Annotated in this window: 19 protein-coding genes; 7 read left to right on the top strand and 12 right to left on the bottom strand. The window is 35.7% G+C overall.

Annotation, left to right across the window (positions count from 1 at the left end; all coding sequences use genetic code 11):
- Positions 1-18 precede the first annotated feature (18 nt).
- The 4 genes from AC57AW_RS13645 to AC57AW_RS13630 all read right to left on the bottom strand — a co-directional run bounded on the left by AC57AW_RS13645 (position 19) and on the right by AC57AW_RS13630 (position 3449).
- Positions 19-606: a YciE/YciF ferroxidase family protein gene (locus AC57AW_RS13645; RefSeq protein ID WP_496352312.1), complete on the bottom strand. Its 588-nt coding sequence runs from the start codon at positions 604-606 to the stop codon at positions 19-21.
- 348 nt (positions 607-954) lie between these two features.
- The gene (locus AC57AW_RS13640) at positions 955-1569 is read right to left on the bottom strand and encodes a Crp/Fnr family transcriptional regulator (RefSeq protein ID WP_496352311.1); all 615 of its coding nucleotides are present in this window, start codon (positions 1567-1569) and stop codon (positions 955-957) included.
- A 55-nt stretch (positions 1570-1624) separates the two neighbouring features.
- Positions 1625-2221, bottom strand: a complete 597-nt coding sequence (locus tag AC57AW_RS13635) for a Crp/Fnr family transcriptional regulator (RefSeq protein WP_318845886.1) — start codon at positions 2219-2221, stop codon at positions 1625-1627.
- A 343-nt stretch (positions 2222-2564) separates the two neighbouring features.
- Positions 2565-3449, bottom strand: a complete 885-nt coding sequence (locus AC57AW_RS13630; RefSeq protein WP_318845887.1) for a DMT family transporter — start codon at positions 3447-3449, stop codon at positions 2565-2567.
- A gap of 97 nt (positions 3450-3546) precedes the next feature.
- On the opposite strand from AC57AW_RS13630, the gene AC57AW_RS13625 reads away from it, so the two are divergent.
- Complete coding sequence (locus AC57AW_RS13625; protein WP_496352310.1) at positions 3547-4959, top strand: aminotransferase-like domain-containing protein; 1413 nt, start codon at positions 3547-3549, stop codon at positions 4957-4959.
- A gap of 3 nt (positions 4960-4962) precedes the next feature.
- Here AC57AW_RS13625 and AC57AW_RS13620 read toward each other — a convergent pair whose 3' ends face one another.
- The 5 genes from AC57AW_RS13620 to AC57AW_RS13600 form a co-directional block, all read right to left on the bottom strand.
- Positions 4963-5559 (bottom strand): Crp/Fnr family transcriptional regulator, encoded by a 597-nt coding sequence (locus tag AC57AW_RS13620; RefSeq protein ID WP_318845889.1) that lies wholly within the window; start codon positions 5557-5559, stop codon positions 4963-4965.
- Positions 5556-5936 carry a bacillithiol system redox-active protein YtxJ gene (gene ytxJ, locus AC57AW_RS13615; RefSeq protein WP_318845890.1) on the bottom strand — a complete coding sequence of 127 codons (381 nt, stop codon included), beginning with the start codon at positions 5934-5936 and terminating at the stop codon, positions 5556-5558. The genes AC57AW_RS13620 and ytxJ overlap by 4 nt, the downstream gene beginning before the upstream one ends.
- Complete coding sequence (locus AC57AW_RS13610; protein ID WP_496352309.1) at positions 5933-6394, bottom strand: DUF1569 domain-containing protein; 462 nt, start codon at positions 6392-6394, stop codon at positions 5933-5935. Before AC57AW_RS13610 ends, ytxJ begins: the two co-directional genes overlap by 4 nt.
- Positions 6388-6924: a YfiT family bacillithiol transferase gene (locus AC57AW_RS13605; protein ID WP_496352308.1), complete on the bottom strand. Its 537-nt coding sequence runs from the start codon at positions 6922-6924 to the stop codon at positions 6388-6390. Before AC57AW_RS13605 ends, AC57AW_RS13610 begins: the two co-directional genes overlap by 7 nt.
- 220 nt (positions 6925-7144) lie before the next feature.
- Positions 7145-8287 carry a DEAD/DEAH box helicase gene (locus AC57AW_RS13600; protein WP_496352307.1) on the bottom strand — a complete coding sequence of 381 codons (1143 nt, stop codon included), beginning with the start codon at positions 8285-8287 and terminating at the stop codon, positions 7145-7147.
- A gap of 214 nt (positions 8288-8501) precedes the next feature.
- Between AC57AW_RS13600 and pncA the strand changes: the two genes are divergently transcribed.
- The gene (gene pncA, locus AC57AW_RS13595) at positions 8502-9107 is read left to right on the top strand and encodes a bifunctional nicotinamidase/pyrazinamidase (RefSeq protein ID WP_149832152.1); all 606 of its coding nucleotides are present in this window, start codon (positions 8502-8504) and stop codon (positions 9105-9107) included.
- Between the two features lie 159 nt (positions 9108-9266).
- Here the strand turns inward: pncA and AC57AW_RS13590 are convergent, their stop codons facing one another.
- Positions 9267-10178 carry a pseudouridine synthase gene (locus AC57AW_RS13590; protein WP_318846248.1) on the bottom strand — a complete coding sequence of 304 codons (912 nt, stop codon included), beginning with the start codon at positions 10176-10178 and terminating at the stop codon, positions 9267-9269.
- A gap of 368 nt (positions 10179-10546) precedes the next feature.
- Between AC57AW_RS13590 and aroB the strand changes: the two genes are divergently transcribed.
- The 5 genes from aroB to AC57AW_RS13565 all read left to right on the top strand — a co-directional run bounded on the left by aroB (position 10547) and on the right by AC57AW_RS13565 (position 15557).
- Entirely contained in the window at positions 10547-11593 is a 1047-nt protein-coding gene (aroB, locus tag AC57AW_RS13585; RefSeq protein WP_318845893.1) for a 3-dehydroquinate synthase, read from the top strand.
- A 277-nt stretch (positions 11594-11870) separates the two neighbouring features.
- The gene (locus AC57AW_RS13580; protein ID WP_318845894.1) at positions 11871-12506 is read left to right on the top strand and encodes a porin family protein; all 636 of its coding nucleotides are present in this window, start codon (positions 11871-11873) and stop codon (positions 12504-12506) included.
- 238 nt (positions 12507-12744) lie between these two features.
- Positions 12745-13329 carry a porin family protein gene (locus AC57AW_RS13575; protein ID WP_496352306.1) on the top strand — a complete coding sequence of 195 codons (585 nt, stop codon included), beginning with the start codon at positions 12745-12747 and terminating at the stop codon, positions 13327-13329.
- Between the two features lie 457 nt (positions 13330-13786).
- A complete protein-coding gene (locus tag AC57AW_RS13570; RefSeq protein ID WP_496352305.1) occupies positions 13787-14485 on the top strand; it encodes a porin family protein in 699 nt (232 codons plus the stop codon).
- 364 nt (positions 14486-14849) lie between these two features.
- Positions 14850-15557 carry a porin family protein gene (locus AC57AW_RS13565; protein WP_496352304.1) on the top strand — a complete coding sequence of 236 codons (708 nt, stop codon included), beginning with the start codon at positions 14850-14852 and terminating at the stop codon, positions 15555-15557.
- Between the two features lie 106 nt (positions 15558-15663).
- Here the strand turns inward: AC57AW_RS13565 and AC57AW_RS13560 are convergent, their stop codons facing one another.
- Both AC57AW_RS13560 and purF read right to left on the bottom strand, forming a co-directional pair.
- Entirely contained in the window at positions 15664-16611 is a 948-nt protein-coding gene (locus tag AC57AW_RS13560) for a glycerophosphodiester phosphodiesterase family protein (RefSeq protein WP_496352303.1), read from the bottom strand.
- Between the two features lie 141 nt (positions 16612-16752).
- Positions 16753-18252 (bottom strand): amidophosphoribosyltransferase, encoded by a 1500-nt coding sequence (gene purF, locus AC57AW_RS13555; RefSeq protein ID WP_318845899.1) that lies wholly within the window; start codon positions 18250-18252, stop codon positions 16753-16755.
- Positions 18253-18313: the final 61 nt, after the last annotated feature.

The raw sequence follows: 18313 nt of genomic DNA, 5'->3' as shown, positions 1-18313 counted from the left end.
ATGGCTTATTATGTATTTTTAATCTTCCTGTTCTGCATCAAAATTGATGGATGTTTCCGCAATATCTGTAAGATGCGAATCGGTATCTTCTTCTTCCTGAAGTGTTCTTTCAAGGAGATCGGCGACTTTATCATGTCCCATGGTAGTAGCAAGCTGGGCAAGTCCGCCATAGGTTGCAATTTCGTAATGTTCTACTTTTTGTGCAGCAATAATCAATGCCACATCTCTTGTTGCAGAGCCGTCTTCTGTAGACTTAATGACTTCTTCCCCTTCTTCAATGATTCCTTTTATAGCCTTACATTCTTTTTTTTCGGGCTTTTCGTCAATAAGCTTGAAAACTTTCTCCAGACGTTTTACATGTTTTTGGGTTTGAAGATGATGATCTTCAAAGGCTCCCTTCAGTTCTTCCGTAGTAGCAGCTTCCTGCATTTTCTCCAATGCTTCAAGAATAGCATTTTCAGCATAATAAATATCTTTCAGGGCACTTACAAAGAATTTGTGAAGCGGAGCATTTTTCATTTCATCCTTGTTGACAGTCGTCTTGTCTGCAGTTCCTTTCTGGGTAATAGAAACTGCATTATTGGTTTCTAATATTTTATTGGGCATGGTGTAAAATGGTGTTTGTATTAAAAGGATTACCTCTTTATATAAGTCTAAAGAGGCAATCCAGGAAAAAGAATTATGAATTACGTCTGCCTGGAATACCTGGCCTCCTAACTATGGTTCCTGAGTTTCTAGTACATAACTAAATTATTAATATTTAGAGATGAGTATTACAGTCCGTGACTAGTATTAGACGGCAACAATTGGGTGTCGGTAATGTTAAAAATGATTATAAAAGCAAATGCTTTTTACGTGCCTTTTACTAAGGTCTTAAGTAATTTGAAACGTTTACATATCAAATATACGTCTTAATAACTCACTTTTTTATGACCTGAGTCATGTTAAAGCAGATTAATACAAAATTTTTCGGTCTTGTAAAGTGATATGCCCTTCTTTCTCCATCTTTTTTAAGGTTCTGATGACAGTTTCCACACGCAGACCCGTGAGATTGGCTATCTGCTGTCTTGTAAATGCAATGTGAAAACAGTGATGGCAGTCATCATTATGGTAGCTTTTAAGGTAATCCAATAATCCTCTCAGCCTTTGCATAGGGTTTTGAGAGGCCAGGCTCTGCATCATTTTTAATTTGTAATAAATTTCCTGTGAAAAGCAGGCATTCATTTCCAGAGAAAGATCAGGATGCTGACTGATCATTTCAAAGAAGTTATTTTTGGGAAGTCTTATAATTCTGGAAGCTTCAAGGCATACGGCATTGATGGGATAATCCTGGCTGAGGAAAAGCATCGCCTCCCCAAAGCTCTGTTTTTTGCCTAAGATATTATGAATAAACTCTTTTCCGTCTTCATTGTAATTATTAAGTTTTACTTTTCCCTCGCTGATCTGAAAATAATAAAGTGCATGATCTCCTTCCTTAAAAATCGTCTCACGGTTTTTATAATCCTTGCCTTCTGCACCAAAAGAGTACAGAAGGTTTTCATCAATATTCATGCAGCTTATTGTTTTCATAAATTCACTAGATTTTAATTGGAAAAATCACAAAATCGTATACTTGAAATTGATTCTAATATAAGATTTTGCGATTTTCAATTCTTAGGATTTTATCCCTTTCCATATGTTTGATCGTCCTTATAGCGGTTTCCACACAAAGACCTGTAAGGCTTGCCATCTGCTGCCTCGTTAATGGGATCAAAAAAGAATAAGGACTTATATCCTTTTGAAAGCTTTTAAGATAATCCATCAGTCCTTTCAGTCGTATAGAAGGGTTTTGGGATGAAAGATTCTGCATCATCACAAATTTGTAATAAAGGCGTTCGGAAAGAAAGTTGCTCACCTCCATGTACAATTCCGGAGATTGGTTCAGTAAACTGAAAAAAACGGTTTTATGAAGCCTTAGAACAGTACATTCTGTAATGGCTTCAGCATTCATTGGATAAGGTTTTTCTATAAAAAGGATAGATTCTCCACAGCTTTCTCCGTCGGATAAAATATTTTGAATAAATTCTCTCCCTTCCTCATTATAATTATTGAGTTTTACCTCTCCTTTAATAATCTGGTAATAATAATTACATACATCCCCTTCACAGAAAATAGTTTCTGAAGGGGTATAGTGTCTCGTTTCTGCTCCCGCTGAAATCAAAATCTTTTCGTCGATAACCATAATAGTTGTTTTTGGCGTTGTTTTCTTCTTCTTTTTTTCCTCTTCCTAGTCTTAGTAAAAATATCATTGGGAACTGATAAAGATATACATACAAAAATCGCACCCTTGTGATTAATTAAAAAGTTAAATAATGTTAAATTAATTATCAATTTTAAGTGCTTTCAATTTTATTTGCTAAAAAATTATCAATAAAACCATCTTATCTTTAATATTTCGTAAATTTAATATTTATCCAATGGTTTGATTATTAATGCTTAAAACCTCCATTCCTTTTTTATGGAATGGAGGTTTTGGTCCTTAACAAAGAAATATTATTTCGTTGTAGTTATTATTTTATTTTAAATTATTTTGCGAACTTCTTAGTTCCTACAACGCATAAGATCACTCCTACTGTCACCCCCAGCATTCCCATACTCACCTGCTCATTAAGAAGCCAGGCAGCCAAAGCTAACCCAAAGAAAGGCTGAAGCAGCTGCAGCTGTCCCACAGTGGCAATACCACCCTGCGCCAATCCTTTGTACCAGAATATAAAGCCAATAAACATACTGAAAAGAGAAATATACGCCATCCCGAACCATCCCTGAAAACTGACATTTTGAATATCATCAGGAAAATAAATAAAAAATAAAGGAATCATAACAGGAAGTGCCAGTACTAACGCCCATGAAATCACCTGCCATCCTCCTAATGTTTTAGATAATTTAGCACCTTCAGCATACCCCATACCACATAAAATAACGGCTAGCAGCATCAGAATGTCGCCAATGGGCGAGGCAGATATCCCTTGGGAAACGGCATATCCAATTACTAAAAGACTTCCTACAATTGAGAAAAACCAAAATACAGGATGAGGCCTTTCACCACCACGCATTACCCCAAACACAGCGGTTGCCAAAGGAAGCATTCCCAGAAATACGATAGAATGGGCGGAAGTAAGGTATTGCAGAGCCAATGCTGACAAAAGCGGAAAACCTACCACACAGCCAAGCGAAACCAAAAGTAAAGGAGTTAACTGTTCTTTAACAGGACGTTTTTCTTTACCCAGCCACAATACCACAAGAGCTAGTATCCCAGCCACCATTGCACGAACTATCGTTACAAAGGTAGGACTCATTTCCATTACAGCTAATTTGGTAGCGGGCAAACCACCGCTAAATAATACAACACCTATAAAGCCGTTGATCCATCCACTTATATTTTCATCTTTTGATATTTGTTTTGTCATCATTGTATTGAAACTTTTAATTGATGGTTCAAAATTAGAAAGGATAATTAAATAAACACAGTATCAGTTTTGTATATTTGCATGAGCACAGTTTAATAATATGAATAAAGAATTTTTATATACAGAAATTGCAGACGGTATTGCAGGACAGATCAGAAATGGTATTTTAAAGGCCGGAGACAAACTTCCTTCAGTCAGAATGCTATGCCAGGAACATCAGGTAAGTATGAATACAGCCAAGCGTGTTTTCCTTGAACTGGAATCCCAGTCTTTGGTAGAATCCAAGCCGCAATCCGGTTATTTTGTAAGCCAGTTATTATCCGCAAAACTTCCTTTGCCGGAAGTGAGCCGCCCATCATTGATCGCTAATAATGATGAACCGGATGAACTGATCAGCAAAATATATGAAAATATGGGTAAAAAGGACCTTACTTTTTTCTCTATTGGTGTTCCGTCCGGAGATCTCTTACCTCAGGCAAAACTGAAAAAAGAAATTGTAAATGCCATCAGAGAATTAAAAGAAGGTGGTACAGAATATGAAGAACTTCAGGGAAATCTGAAGTTGAGAAGAATGATTGCCATACGTTCTTTGCAATGGGGAGGAAACCTGAGTGAAAACGATCTGATTACAACCAATGGCGGAATGAATGCTTTATCTTTTTGTTTAATGGCCTTAGGAAAACCAGGTGATACAATTGCCATTGAAAGCCCTTGTTACCCGGGAATTCTACAGCTGGCTAACGGATTGGGTCTGAAAGTGCTGGAACTTCCCACGCATCCTACTACCGGAATAGAAATTGACGCTCTAAAAAAAGTAATCCCCAAAATAGATATCTGCCTGCTTATTCCCAACTTCAACTCACCTTTGGGAAGCTGTATGCCTGACGAAAATAAAAAGGAAATTGTTAAAATACTTTCGGAGAATAACATTCCTCTGATTGAAGATGATGTGTATGGAGATTTGTACTTCGGCTCTACCCGTCCTAAATGCTGTAAATCTTTTGATAAGGACGGGAATGTGTTGTATTGCAGCTCTATTTCAAAAACTTTGGCTCCGGGATATCGTGTAGGCTGGATTGCTCCCGGAAAGTATAAAGACAAGATATTGAAACTTAAGCTCCTGCATTCCACATCCTCTATTTCAATTGTCAATGAAGCTGTAGCCAATTTTCTGAAATCCGGAAAGTATGAAAAACATCTTCAGCAGCTCCGCAGAACGCTGCAAAACAATTATCAGAATTATGTTCAGACGATCGCAGAATCTTTCCCTGAAGGCACTAAAACCAGCCGTCCACAGGGAGGATTGTCTTTATGGGTAGAATTTGATAAAAAGATACGGACAACAGAACTATATGATCTGGCCATCAAGCAAAACATAAGTATTGCTCCCGGAAGAATGTTTACCTTTCAGGAGCAGTTTGAAAACTGTATGAGACTCTGCATAGGACTTCCGTGGTCAGAAGATACGCAGGCAAAACTCAGACAGATTGGGAATCTTGCGAAAAAGATCTGATAGCTATTTGTTATCCGGAACGAAATTTTTTCTCGCCAGTTCTTTTCTTACACGGCTCAGACTCTCAGGAGTAATTCCGAGGTAAGAAGCAATCATCCATTGCGGAACTCTAAGCAGTAAATCCGGATACATTTTAATGAATTTCATGTATCTTTCTTCTGCAGTCTCACCAAGCAAGGAGTTGATTCTGTTTTGAAGACTTCTGATATGTTTCTGAAGCAGAAAATCACTTCTTTCAATACTGTTTGGAAACTGTTCCACCAATTTATTAAAGAAATCAGGATGCAGAAACAGAACTTCCGAATCTTCCACTGCTTCTATATAATAAATGGATTTTTCATTGAAATAAAGACTGCTTCGGTCAGAAATCAGCCAGCTTTCAGGAGCGAACTGTATAATATGTTCCTTTCCGTTTTTATCAATAGAATACATCTTTATCAGTCCTTTTTCTACAAAGAAAATATGCCGGCATATTTCGCCATACTGAAGAAGAAACTGGTTTTTAGGAATTTTCTTTACTTCATAGTGCAAACTACAGGTGTTCACATTTTGAAGAGGAACATTTAAAACTTTGGCTAAATAATCATTTATATTCTTCATGATACAATCTGGCTTAAAGAAATATCCTGGTGTGATGCATTGTTTACAGGTTTTCCGTTCTCTATTACAATCAACTGCGGGCTTTCATGTCTGATCTCAAAATCTGCAGCTATTTTACTGGAAATAGTTCTGTGAGCCAACAGATCAAGGTAGTATACATTGACCGGCTGATCTGAGTTTTCAACTTCTCTCTCAAAGTTCTTCAGCACAGTTTTGCTGATAAAACAGCTTGTTGAATGTTTAAATATGGCAATCTTATTCTGAAAAGAGTCTTCTATCGCTTTTGTAAGGTCTTCTTCAGACTCTATCTTTTTCCAGAATGTTTTTTGGTCAGGGGTTTCGTTTTTTCCACCGAATATTTTATCAAAAAAACTCATACATTAAATTGTTTTAGATGATGATTAAGATGTTTGTACTCTAAAAATGTCCAGTCTTTTTCAGTCATGTTTCCGAATAGTCTGTGATGATCCGGCAAGTTGTTTTTTTCACAAGCTTCCCGGAATTCCTCCAGTGTTTTCAGCAGATTGGTTTTTGATTCATCAAAATCACACTCAAAATTAACGATTAGTTTTTGAAAAGTAGGCATGTTTCTGGGAATTCCATTATTGAAGACATACATTTCTGCTTTTGTGATGATTCCTATTGTCTTATACACAACATTGATACGGGGAAGTTCCACCTTTCTCAAAGCGACCTGAAGAACTAAATCACAATGCTTTAACATTTGACATACGTCCATTTCTCCCCACTTTCCAGGGGAATTTTCAGATAACATGGAAATTCTGTCTACAATTTCCTTATAGTATATGGGATTATTAAGATTCTTCCTTACCAACCTTTTTCTATCTTCAGATTTTCAATATGGGCAAAATGATGATGACAATGCCAAACGTATAAAGCAAGGCTGTCCCTTAAATTATAATCTCTATTATGCTCAGGATGATGAAAAGTTCTTTCAAACTGCTTATTGGTAAGGCTTTTAAGGAGTACAACCCATCTTTGGTGTGTTCCTTTCAGCATTCTCATGGCCGGCTTTACAGGCATATGGAAACTATCCTGAAGCTCTGCCCATTTAGCTTCATCGTAAGGCTTTATAGTAGGATTATCTTCTGTAAGAGCAAGCTTAAAACGTATAAAACTATTCATATGACTGTCTGAAAGATGATTCACAAGTTGTCTTACAGTCCAGCCTCCTTCTCTATAGGGAGTATCCAATTGATCGTCTGTAAAATGTTCAATGAGATTTTTTAACCTGCCTGGAAAGTCTTTAATCACTTTGATGTAAGTATCCAATGTGGTATCGCAGATGTTTTCGGGAACTTCAAACGGGCCTATTGGAAACTTTTTTTTCTCTAAATCACTCATTGCTCAAGGTTTTTTAATTTTTAAATATTGCCGATTTGTCCAGTCATTACCTTTTGGGACAATTTTCGAATATCATTGGTGTAAATTTATCAAAAATTCAAGAATCTAAGGTGAATAAAGCATTAATTGTACTCATAACAATTTATAAAATTGAATGTACCACCAAATAAAAAGGCTTCAATTCTATAAAACTGAAGCCTCTGTTATGGTAAAACAGGTATTAATATCCATGTAAATCAATACCTTCTGTTCTTTGCAAGGTTACTTTTTTTCCCATTTTCTTTTGAATCACTCTGAAATGCTGCAATTCATCATCCGTCAGAATACTGATTGCTGTTCCTTTCTCGTTTGCACGTCCCGTTCTACCGATACGGTGAATATAATCCAAAGGAGAACGTGGCAATTCGTAATTGATTACACATGGTAACGATTCGATGTGTATTCCACGTCCAATCAGGTCTGTTGCTACCAAGATCTGAGCTCCGTTTACCTTAAACTCTTCCAGGTTATTTCTTCGGGCCCCTTGTGATTTCTGGCTGTGAATAGCCACTGCTTTAATTTTATTCTTTTTAAGTTTTTCAACTAGATTATCTGCAGATCTTGTAGACGAAACAAAAATTAAAGCCTTTTCAACTTTTTTCTCTTTAATTAAATAACGTAAAAAAGGTCCTTTATCTTCCGGAGAAACATGATATGCCAACTGTTCGATGTTATCAATTTCAACTTCTTCTTTCTTAATTTCAATAATCGTAGGATTGATGGAAAGGCGTTCTTTCATTTCAGAAACCTTATCATTTAAAGTCGCTGAAAACAAAGTGGTTTGTTTGACAACAGGCATCATTGCGAAAAGTTTATTCATTTCTTCTCCAAAGCCCAGCTGAAACATTTTATCCGCTTCATCAATCACCAAATGCTGAATTCCTGAAATACTCAATGCATTATGATCAATTAAATCTAACAAACGTCCGGGAGTAGCAATAAGAACTTCTACCCCAAACATTCCTTTCATCTGCGGATTGATAGAAACACCACCATAAACAGCCATTGTACGAATTTCCCGCTTCAGATTTTCTGTAAAAGCTCTGAAAACTTCATCAATCTGAATGGCCAATTCACGTGTAGGAACCAATATTAAAACCTGAACATTACGGTCTTTTTTAACTTCCGAATTCTGTAGCTTTTCTAAAATCGGCATTACAAAACATGCCGTTTTTCCGGAACCTGTCTGTGCAATTCCCATCAGATCTTTCCCCTGCAAAATAACAGGAACCGCCTGCTCCTGTATTGGAAATGGCTTTAAATACCCCAGCTTTTTAACGGAACGAATAATATTGTGTGATAATCCTAACGATTCAAATGACATAAAAATACTTATTTACTGCAAAGATAAGCTATTGATATTTGGTTTATATCCCAAAATCCAATACTCTGTAAACAAAGTTCAATTATTTTGAGGCTTGAACCCTCATTTTATCAGTCTTACAAATTTATTTTGCCGATTTGTCCGATAATTCGGTTTTGGACAAATTTTTGAAGATTAGTTTTGTAAATTTATCAAAAATTCGAGAAATCAAAATATGAAAAAAGCGTTAATAATAGTCGATGTACAGAATGATTTTTGTGAAGGCGGAGCACTTGCAGTCCCTGGATCCAGCGAAATTATTCCGTATATCAATCTTCTGATGGAGGAAAATGCATACGATCAGGTGGTTCTTACACAGGACTGGCATCCTGCAGGCCACAAAAGCTTTGCAAGCAGCAATGGCAGACAGGTTGGAGAAAGTATTATTTTAAATGGTGTTCCACAGTTTATGTGGCCGGATCACTGTATTCAGGGAACTTTCGGAGCAGAATTCCATAAAGATCTGAACAGAGACAAAGTAACCCACATTATACAAAAAGGTAAAAATATTGAAATCGACAGCTATAGCGGCTTCCAGGATAATAATCATTTTATGAAAACCGGACTGGATGATTTCTTAAAATATCACGATATTCAATTGGTAGAAATCGTAGGATTGGCATTAGATTATTGTGTTAAATTCACTGCTCAGGATGCTGTAGCCAACGGATATGTAACCTGTCTTCACTTCAATGGAACACGTGCTGTAAATGTAAAACCAGACAACGCCAGAGATGCCATCTACGAGATGATTGAAAAAGGGGTAACAGTGCTTGGATAATAATGAATTATAAATGATGAGTTGAATTGTAATACTATTGAAATTCTGAAACTCATAGCCCGATATAAAAAAAGCGCAGAATTACTTTCTGCGCTTTTTATTTTTTACACTTAAATGTACTTTTAAAAAATGAAATAGGTTACAAACCTGAATCTAATATTAAAGCATTTTAAGGTTATTCACTTCCAGTTCTGTAAGGATTCTCCAGTGTCCTCTCTTGATATTCTTCTTCGTTAATCCTGCAAACATTACTCTGTCTAAAGATTCCACTTCGTACCCTAATCTTTGGAATATTCTTCTGATAACACGGTTCCATCCGATATGAATCTCAATTCCAATCTCATTTTTAGGTTTCCCTTCAATGTACGAAATCTGATCAACCACTGCTACTCCTTCATCAAGACGGATTCCTTCTGCGATAAGACGTAGATCTTCACCTGTAAGCTTTTTATCCAACGTTACATGATAAATCTTTTTAGCATCAAAAGATGGATGCGTTAATTTTTTAGTCATGTGTCCGTCATTGGTCAATAAAATAACCCCTGTTGTAGAACGGTCCAATCTTCCAACCGGGAAAACTCTGTAAGGAGAAGCATTCGCTACAAGATCCATTACTGTTTTTCTGGCTTTGTCATCTTTCGTTGTAGAAATATATCCTTTGGGTTTATTCAAAAGTACATAAACAGGTTTTTCCGGAGTAATATTTTGTCCGTCGAAAACCACTCTGTCTGTTTTTTGTACCTGATAGCCCATTTCATTGACTACTTTTCCATTTACTTCTACCAATCCCTGGGTAATAAGCTCATCAGCTTCTCTCCTGCTGCAGATTCCTGAATTGGCAATATACTTATTAAGACGGATAGTGTCTTTATGAACATCTTTGTCAATTTTGTTTAACCTTCTTTTTTGTACAAAAGATTTTGCTCGGTCTTCTCTTTCCTCTCCATTAGAGGGTCTTCTGCCATATTTCAGACTACCTCTTTCATATTTATCTCTTGCATCAAAGCTATTTCCTCCTCTTTTTGGTTTTCCGAAAGATTTTCTCTCAAAACTCTCACTTTTATTCGTGATGTAAGGTTTTCTTTCAGATTTTGAACCCGTATCTTCGTTGGAACCCTCAGAGCTGTCTGTACTTCTCTTGAAAGGTTTCTTTTCAAATTTTGAGTTAGACCCTCTATGTTCTGGAGCTGGTTTGCCTCCGTCTTTAGAAAAAGGTTTCTTAAAAGGTTTTGATCCTGAAGAATTTCCAGATCTGGAAGCACGAGAATCATCAGAACTTTTCTTAGTTGAAATTCTTGGTCTCTTTGATCTGTCTGAATTATTATTATCTCTGCTCATTCTAAAAATTTTTGCAAAGATAGTAATTTAGTTACGAGTTAAAAATTAAGAATCATAACTTTGCAATATAGTTTACATTTTAACTTTACAAATATTAGAAGATGATAACAATATTAAACGATAATTTTTCTCAGCTTAACGAGTTTCTTCATGAAAAATCTTTCAGTAAAATTTTCATTCTGGTAGATGAAAACACTCATGAATACTGCCTTCCTATTCTTTTAGGAAATATGGAAACTGATCTGGGCTTTGAAATTTTAGAGATTGAAGCAGGAGAAGAAATGAAAAATATCCAAACTGCCAACCAACTTTGGGAAATTCTTACAGAGATGCAGGCAGACAGAAAAGCACTGGTTATCAACCTTGGCGGCGGTGTAATTACGGATATGGGAGGATTTGTGGCATCTACTTATAAAAGAGGAATACAGTTCATCAATATCCCTACTACCCTTTTATCAATGTGTGATGCTTCCATAGGAGGAAAAACAGGTATTGATCTAATGCACTATAAAAATATGGTGGGAACATTCGCTTTCCCGGAACAGATCTTTATTTTCCCGAAATTCCTAGAAACATTACCATTTAAGGAATTAAGAAGCGGATTCGCTGAAATGCTGAAACATGGACTAATTGCTGATAAAAATCATTGGGACCAGCTGATTCAGGTTCGTAAACTGGAAGTAGAAACAGTAATTCCACATATTCAGACTTCTATGAATATCAAGCAGGATGTTGTAGACAAAGATTTCCACGAACAGAATATCAGAAAAACATTGAACTTCGGGCATACCATAGGCCACGCTGTAGAAAGTTTATGCTTACAGCAGGGAAATCCTATTCTTCACGGGGAAGCTGTTGCAATGGGAATGATTGCGGAGGCTCATCTGGCTTATCTGGAGAATCTTATTTCTGAAACAGATGCAAATATGGTCATCGAAAATGTTCAGAGATACTATCCTTACCTTGATATCAATGATTTTAAAGATGAAGATATCACGGCATTATTAATGAATGATAAAAAGAATACAGACAGTAAAATCAACTTTTCATTACTTTCCGGAATCGGTGCTTGTACTTATGATCACCAGTGCAGCCAGGAAAATATCCTTGAATCTCTATCTTTTTACAGAAAATTGAATAATGCTTAACGGTTTTTTGGAAAAATAAACCCGTTTAAAAGGTTGTTTTTAACAAAATTGTCAATTTAGACACCTTCTAAACAAATGTTTATTTAAATTAATAATCAACTGTAATTCAATTACATATTTCAAAAATCACTTAAACACTAAGTGATTTTTTTATTGATTTTAATCATAAAAAATATTTTTGGCAAGCAATTTGAAAGATACTCTGCGTTCAACTGAAAAGCTGAACAAGTAGTAAAATTTAAAATTAAGAAAGAGTAAAATTAAAAAAATTAAAGTTATGAAAAAGTTAATTTTAGGATTAGCGTTAACTGCAGGAACATTCGCATTCGCTCAACAGACAGGAAACACATCTTCTAATCCAGTAACATTTGGGGTAAAAGGAGGAATGAACGTTTCTTCACTTTCAAAAGACAGTGGTCTTGATGATCAGAAATCTAAAATCGGGTTCAATGCAGGTGTATTTGCCAACATCCCGTTAGCAGCTTCATTCAGCGTTCAGCCGGAGGTTCAATATTCACAATATGGTAATAAATCAGATTATACTTTAGGAGGAACAAAGTTCTCAGCTTCTACTAAACTAGATTATATTACAGTACCGGTAATGTTCCAGTACAACCTGATTCCTAACCTTTATGTGGAAGCAGGACCAGAATTCGGTTTCATGGTAAGTGCTAAAAACAAATTCAAAAATGAATCAAACGGACAATCTAATACTACAGATAACTATAAAGACAACTTAAATACTTTTAACTTTGGTATTGGTCTTGGTGCTGGGTATTATTTCACTCCTAACTTAGGACTTACAGCAAGATATGTTGCAGGTTTAACTGATGTAGCGAAAAACAGACCTAGTGGATCTGATGCTACAAGAAACAACCTATTCCAGGTAGGTTTAGCTTATAAATTCAAATAAGCTTACACATTCACTAACAAATTTTATATTCAATAGAAAAGATCAGATTAATTTTTTAATCTGGTCTTTTTTTATGTTAAAAAATAAAATTTTAAGACTTAATTTTTAAATAAAGAAAAATTCGTTCTTCACACCATACAGTAAACAACTGGCTAACAGCTAATTTCAATTTTGGCACACCATTTGATTCTTAATAAAATGTTAAATAAAACTTAAAAACTATTAAAATATAAAACTTATGAAAAAGATTCTTTTAGGCCTTGCCTTAGTAGCAGGTACTTTCACTTTCGCTCAGAAAACTTCAACTTCTACGGCTTCATCTTCACCAGTTAGGTTTGGTGTAAAAGCTGGTCTTAATGTCTCTACTGTTTCTAACAGTGAGCTAAATTCAAAAGCTGGATTTTATGGAGGTGTTTTTGCAAACATTCCAGTAGCACAAGATTTCTCTGTACAGCCGGAAGTATTATACAGTGGTATGGGAGGTAAAGCTAAATCTAACAGCAGTGCAAAGCTGAATATGGATTATATCGCAGTACCAGTAATGTTACAGTACAACCTGATTCCTAATCTATATGTAGAAGCTGGTCCTCAATTCGGTTTCCTTATCAGCGCTAAAGCAAAGAATAATAGTGCATCTGCAGACGTTAAAGACAATTTAAAAACTTTTGATTTTGGTATTGGTATTGGAGCTGGATATTATTTCACACAAAATATCGGAGTGAATCTAAGATATACCGCAGGATTATCTGATGTCCCTAAGCATAACAATGGTGATGCTGCCAGAAACGGTGTATTCCAGGTAGGTTTAGCTTATAAATTCTAAGAAATAGGTTAGCTTTTAAAGCAAAATTTTTAATCAATACAAAGCCGGATTATATTTAATCCGGCTTTTTTATTTTGCAAATGTTCTTTGGCAAGAAATTTGCGTATTGAGTAGTGATTGTACTCCATTGCGGAAATTTCCAACTTACGGTTTCTGTTTTTACAATGAAATAGTATGGGTTCAGCTGATAAATCAGTTAAATTTCAATACTAAAATCTAACTATTACCATATAAAATTTTAACAGAAGCTGCATTGAGTTGGTCCACACCTTAAAGTGCAAAGCAAAATATGAAGAGTATTTTGCTCCATAATTAGATACATTTTGATTTCAATAGAAAAAGTCAGGTTTATTAGTTTAAGCCTGACTTTTTCGCTTATTGCATGATTTTTATCACTTCTCTCCTTTGTGGCAGATATTTTGCCACAATGAAGAAAATTAAATTAAAACTTTAAATCATGAAAAAACTCTTTATAGTACTGGCAATCGCTGGTTGTCTTTTCGCCAATGCACAGGAAAAAACTCAGTCAAAATCTTCTTCTCCCGTTACTTTTGGTGTTAAAGCAGGTTTGAATGGATCTACACTTACCAGAGGAGACGGTTATGAGTATGATAACAATGAGAAAATGAAAGTAGGTTTTCATGCAGGAGTATTTGCAAATATTCCGATTTCTGAGAAATTCAGCATCCAGCCGGAACTTCTTTTCAGCCAGTTGGGATCAAAATCAGATTATAACTACAGAACAAGTTCAGGGAATTACAGAAGAACACAGCACTATGATTATAGTACAACCTTAAATTACCTTTCTCTTCCTGTAATGGTTCAATATAACATTCTTCCCCAGCTTTATGTAGAAGCAGGTCCTGAATTTGGATACCTGTTGGGAGGAAAAACAAAAGGAGATTTAACTACCATTGAAACTTCTGGAAATTCAATAACGGTTGATCATACAGACCATATTTCAAAGAGTATTTCAACACAACTTTTTAACCGTTTCAATGTGGGATTAGGTATTGGTGCCGGATATTATTTTACGAAAAGCTTTGGTGTGACAGCAAGATTTACCGCTGGTCTTACTGAGGTTTACAAATATAATGAGGAGGATAAAGTAAGAAATAATGCACTTCAAATAGGAGTAGCTTATAAGTTTAAATAGAGATATTTATTATTTTCAAAATCGATACCGGGCCTTTTAGAGGTTCGGTATTTTTATTTCAGCCTTACCATCATCCCGGATATCTTATTTCTGTTATAAAAATAGTTTCTGCTTTTAAATTTTTTATCATTTCAATTATCAACAATAAAACTTTTTGAGTCTTCAACTCTTTTCATAAAATAGTCCGTTTGGAATATATTTATTCATTAAAAAGGGATAAATGATAAAAAAAATCTTTCTAAAAACCTCTTCAAAACCCCTATAAACAGGGATTTTTCAACTTTGGCAAGCAATTTGCAAAATAATTGGAGTCTGATTGAGAAATCATTCGGCACACAAATAGTAAAATTAAAAAAATAAAATTATGAAGAAGTTATTTTTAGGATTAGCATTAACTGCTGGTACTTTAGCTTTTGCTCAAGAGACAGAAACAAAAACGGTAAATGCATCACCACTAAAAAAAGATGTTCAACCTATTAGATTCGGGATCAAAGCAGGGGGAAATTCAGCGTATTTCAGTCAGCAGAAGTTTGGGATCAATACTCAGCAATTAGGTTTCCACGCAGGTGCATTCGTTAATATTCCAATTTCAAAACAATTCAGCTTCCAGCCAGAGGTATTATTTAACCAAATGGGGGCTAAAGATGTAATGTATTCTACAGAAACTGACAATGGAGTTACGAATGTGAAAACTAAAGTACAGAGCAGAGTACAAATGAACTACATTTCAGTTCCATTAATGGTTCAAATGAGACCTATTGACAAGTTTTATATTGAAGCAGGACCTGAATTCAGTTATTTCCTTAATGGGAAAAACAAAGCAGAATCTTCTGTAGCAAGTACTACGGGAGGGGTTACTACCACTACTGCAAGTTCAAACTCTCAGGATATCGATAAAGATATGATCAACAAATTCAATTTCGGATTGGGTCTTGGTTTAGGATATGATATCACTTCCAACATTGGTGTAAGTGCAAGATATGTAAACAGTTTGACCAAAATCGATAAGAGCAGACCTGCCGCTGAAAACAACAACAGAGTGTTCCAGTTAGGCCTGAACTATAAATTTTAATCAAAAGAACCAATTTTTTAACCATAAGTGCATTAACCTGCACGCATAAATAGCCGGAAGAATTTCTTCCGGCTATTTATATTAATATACTTTACAATATTTAAAATTATTCAAATATCCTCGGATCATCACTGATAACGCCGTCTATTCCCATCTCTTTTAATTCTTTTAATCTTTCTTTTGTGTTCACGGTCCATGGGATCACTTTCATGCCTAATGAATGGCACTCCTGTACCAATTGGGGTGTAACAAGGGTATGATCAGGACTGTAAATAGTAGGAGTAAAACTCAGAAACTTCATATCTCCAGCCACACCGTTCAGATGATCGGGATACATTTTGAATTTCTCTGCAGGAATGTTTTTAAAATAAGCCTGCTGCTGCGCAAGTTTTTTATCATCCACTTTTTCTACCAGCAGAGCCGTCATGATGTTAGGATATTCTTTATGAAGAATCTCCAATGTTCTGGGATCAAAAGATTGGATAATCACTCTGTCCTGAATCTTTTTCTCAACAATAATCTTCATCATCAGATCTACAAATTCTTTAGGTTCGGGATGAAATATATGATCGGAGAAAGGACGGGTTTTGGTTTCTATATTATAAAAAGGCAGTGGTCTTTTCAATTCACGGGCATAAGCTTCACATGCATCTACGACGTCTGAAAAGAGAGGTTTCTGCACCTTCATTTTCTTTTGATCAGGATAGTTATTAAGTTTTTTCAAGCCTACGTCAAATGTTTTAATTTTTGCATAAGGCATTTCATAAATTTTGTAATAAAAACCAGAGTCTCTCGGAATATACGTTCCATCCGGTTTGGTGACCAGCTCCGGCGAGAGGAAAGCATCATGGGAAAGGATTACCTTTTTGTCCTTTGTGATAGCCAGATCCATTTCCAGCGTTGTGATATTCATTTTTAAGGCATTCTTCATTGCCGGGATAGTATTTTCCGGATAAAGAGATTTTCCGCCGCGGTGAGCCTGTTTATCGAAAGACTGTGAAGAGTAAAGCTGGGCAAATACCAGAAAAATACCCGTAAAAAATACGTTTTTCATATCCTGAAATTTTAATCCAACAAAATTAAAACTCTCCTGTGTATTGTATAATACATGAATATTAAGCTTCTGCTACATTTATAAAACAAAAGAGCCAGGTGATAGACCCAGCTCTTTTATTATATAATTTCAGTAAAGAGATTAATTGAATAACTCTAATTCTTCTCCTTTTCCTACAGGATATTCTTCAGTAAAACATCCGAAGCAGTGATTGGCAGATCCTAAAATAGTTTTCAGGTTATCTATGCTTAAAAACTCTAAAGAATCTACTCCTAAATAATTTTTAAGTTCTTCTGTCGTCATATTGGCAGAAATCAGATCATCTTTAGACGGAGTATCAATTCCTAAATAACATGGGGCAATGATTGGTGGAGAAACACTTCTGAAGTGAATTTCCTTTACTCCTGCATCTTTCAGAATTTTAACAAGTCTTTTAGATGTTGTTCCCCGAACGATAGAATCATCAATGATCACTACTCTTTTATCCTTCATCTCAGAGATGATTGGGTTCAGCTTAAGGTTCACTACCCTTTCTCTCATCTCCTGTGTAGGAACAATGAAACTTCTTCCGATATATCTGTTTTTGATCAAAACAGGACGGAAAGGGATTCCTGAAGCTTTAGAGAAACCAATGGCAGCAGGAACTCCGGAATCCGGAACTCCAATAACCAGATCAGCCTCTACAGGAGCCTGTTCCCAGATTTTCTCCCCAGATTTTTCTCTGATCTCGTATACATTGATATTTTCTAAAGTAGAGTCAGGTCTTGCAAAGTAAATATATTCAAAAGAACAGATTCTCTGCTTTCCTTTCGCCTCATCCATCATGTAAGAATGAAGTTTTCCAGGTTCGTTCTCATTGGTATAAATGATCTCACCAGGAAGAATATCACGAACGTATTGAGCTCCTACAGCATCCAATGCCACAGATTCTGAAGCCACTACATAAGATCTTTCATCGATAGCTCCCAAAACCAATGGACGGATTCCGTTGAAGTCTCTGAATGCAAAGAATTTATTTCTTGTCATCCCCACTACGGAATAAGCTCCTTCAATCTTTTCCATTGTTGCCTTAATAGCTCCACGAAGGCCTAAATCAAGGTTTTTCTGGATCAGTCTCAGGATTACTTCAGAATCGGATGTAGCTCTGAAAACTACGCCTTCAGCCTCCAATTCCTCTTTTAATTCTTTCGCATTGGTAAGGTTACCGTTGTGTGCTATAGAAAGTATAATCTGGTCATATTCGTTTTTCGCGAAAAATGGCTGAAAATTATATTTCTTTTTATCTCCTGCAGTGGTATAACGGGTATGTCCAATTGCAGAATTTCCCATAAAAGTTTCAGGTTCCTGAATGTCTTTATAAACATCTAAAACCAGTCCTTCATCTTTCATGTTTGTAATCCTTCCATCTTTTAAAACGGAAATACCACAAGCTTCCTGGCCTCTGTGCTGTAATGCAAAAAGTCCGAACTGCGAAAGAGAGAAAGTATCCAGATCATTATCCGAATACAATCCGAAGATCCCACACTCTTCATTGGGAGCATCCAGTCTTTCCTCTTCCTGAGTTCTGAAAAGATTTCTTCCGTAAGTCTGGGTTTCAAACTGTTTTAAATATTCACTTTTATGAATGTCTAAACTTTTCATTTCTATTTTTTCTAATTGTAGATCTTAGAAGTCAGATTTCAGATCTCAGACTAAAAGCTAA

The sequence above is a fragment of the Chryseobacterium sp. BGA-UO-ETr-SB22 genome, from assembly GCF_059567885.1.
The sequence above is the reverse complement of the archived record's forward strand: the minus strand, read 5'-3'. Positions and strand labels throughout refer to the sequence as shown.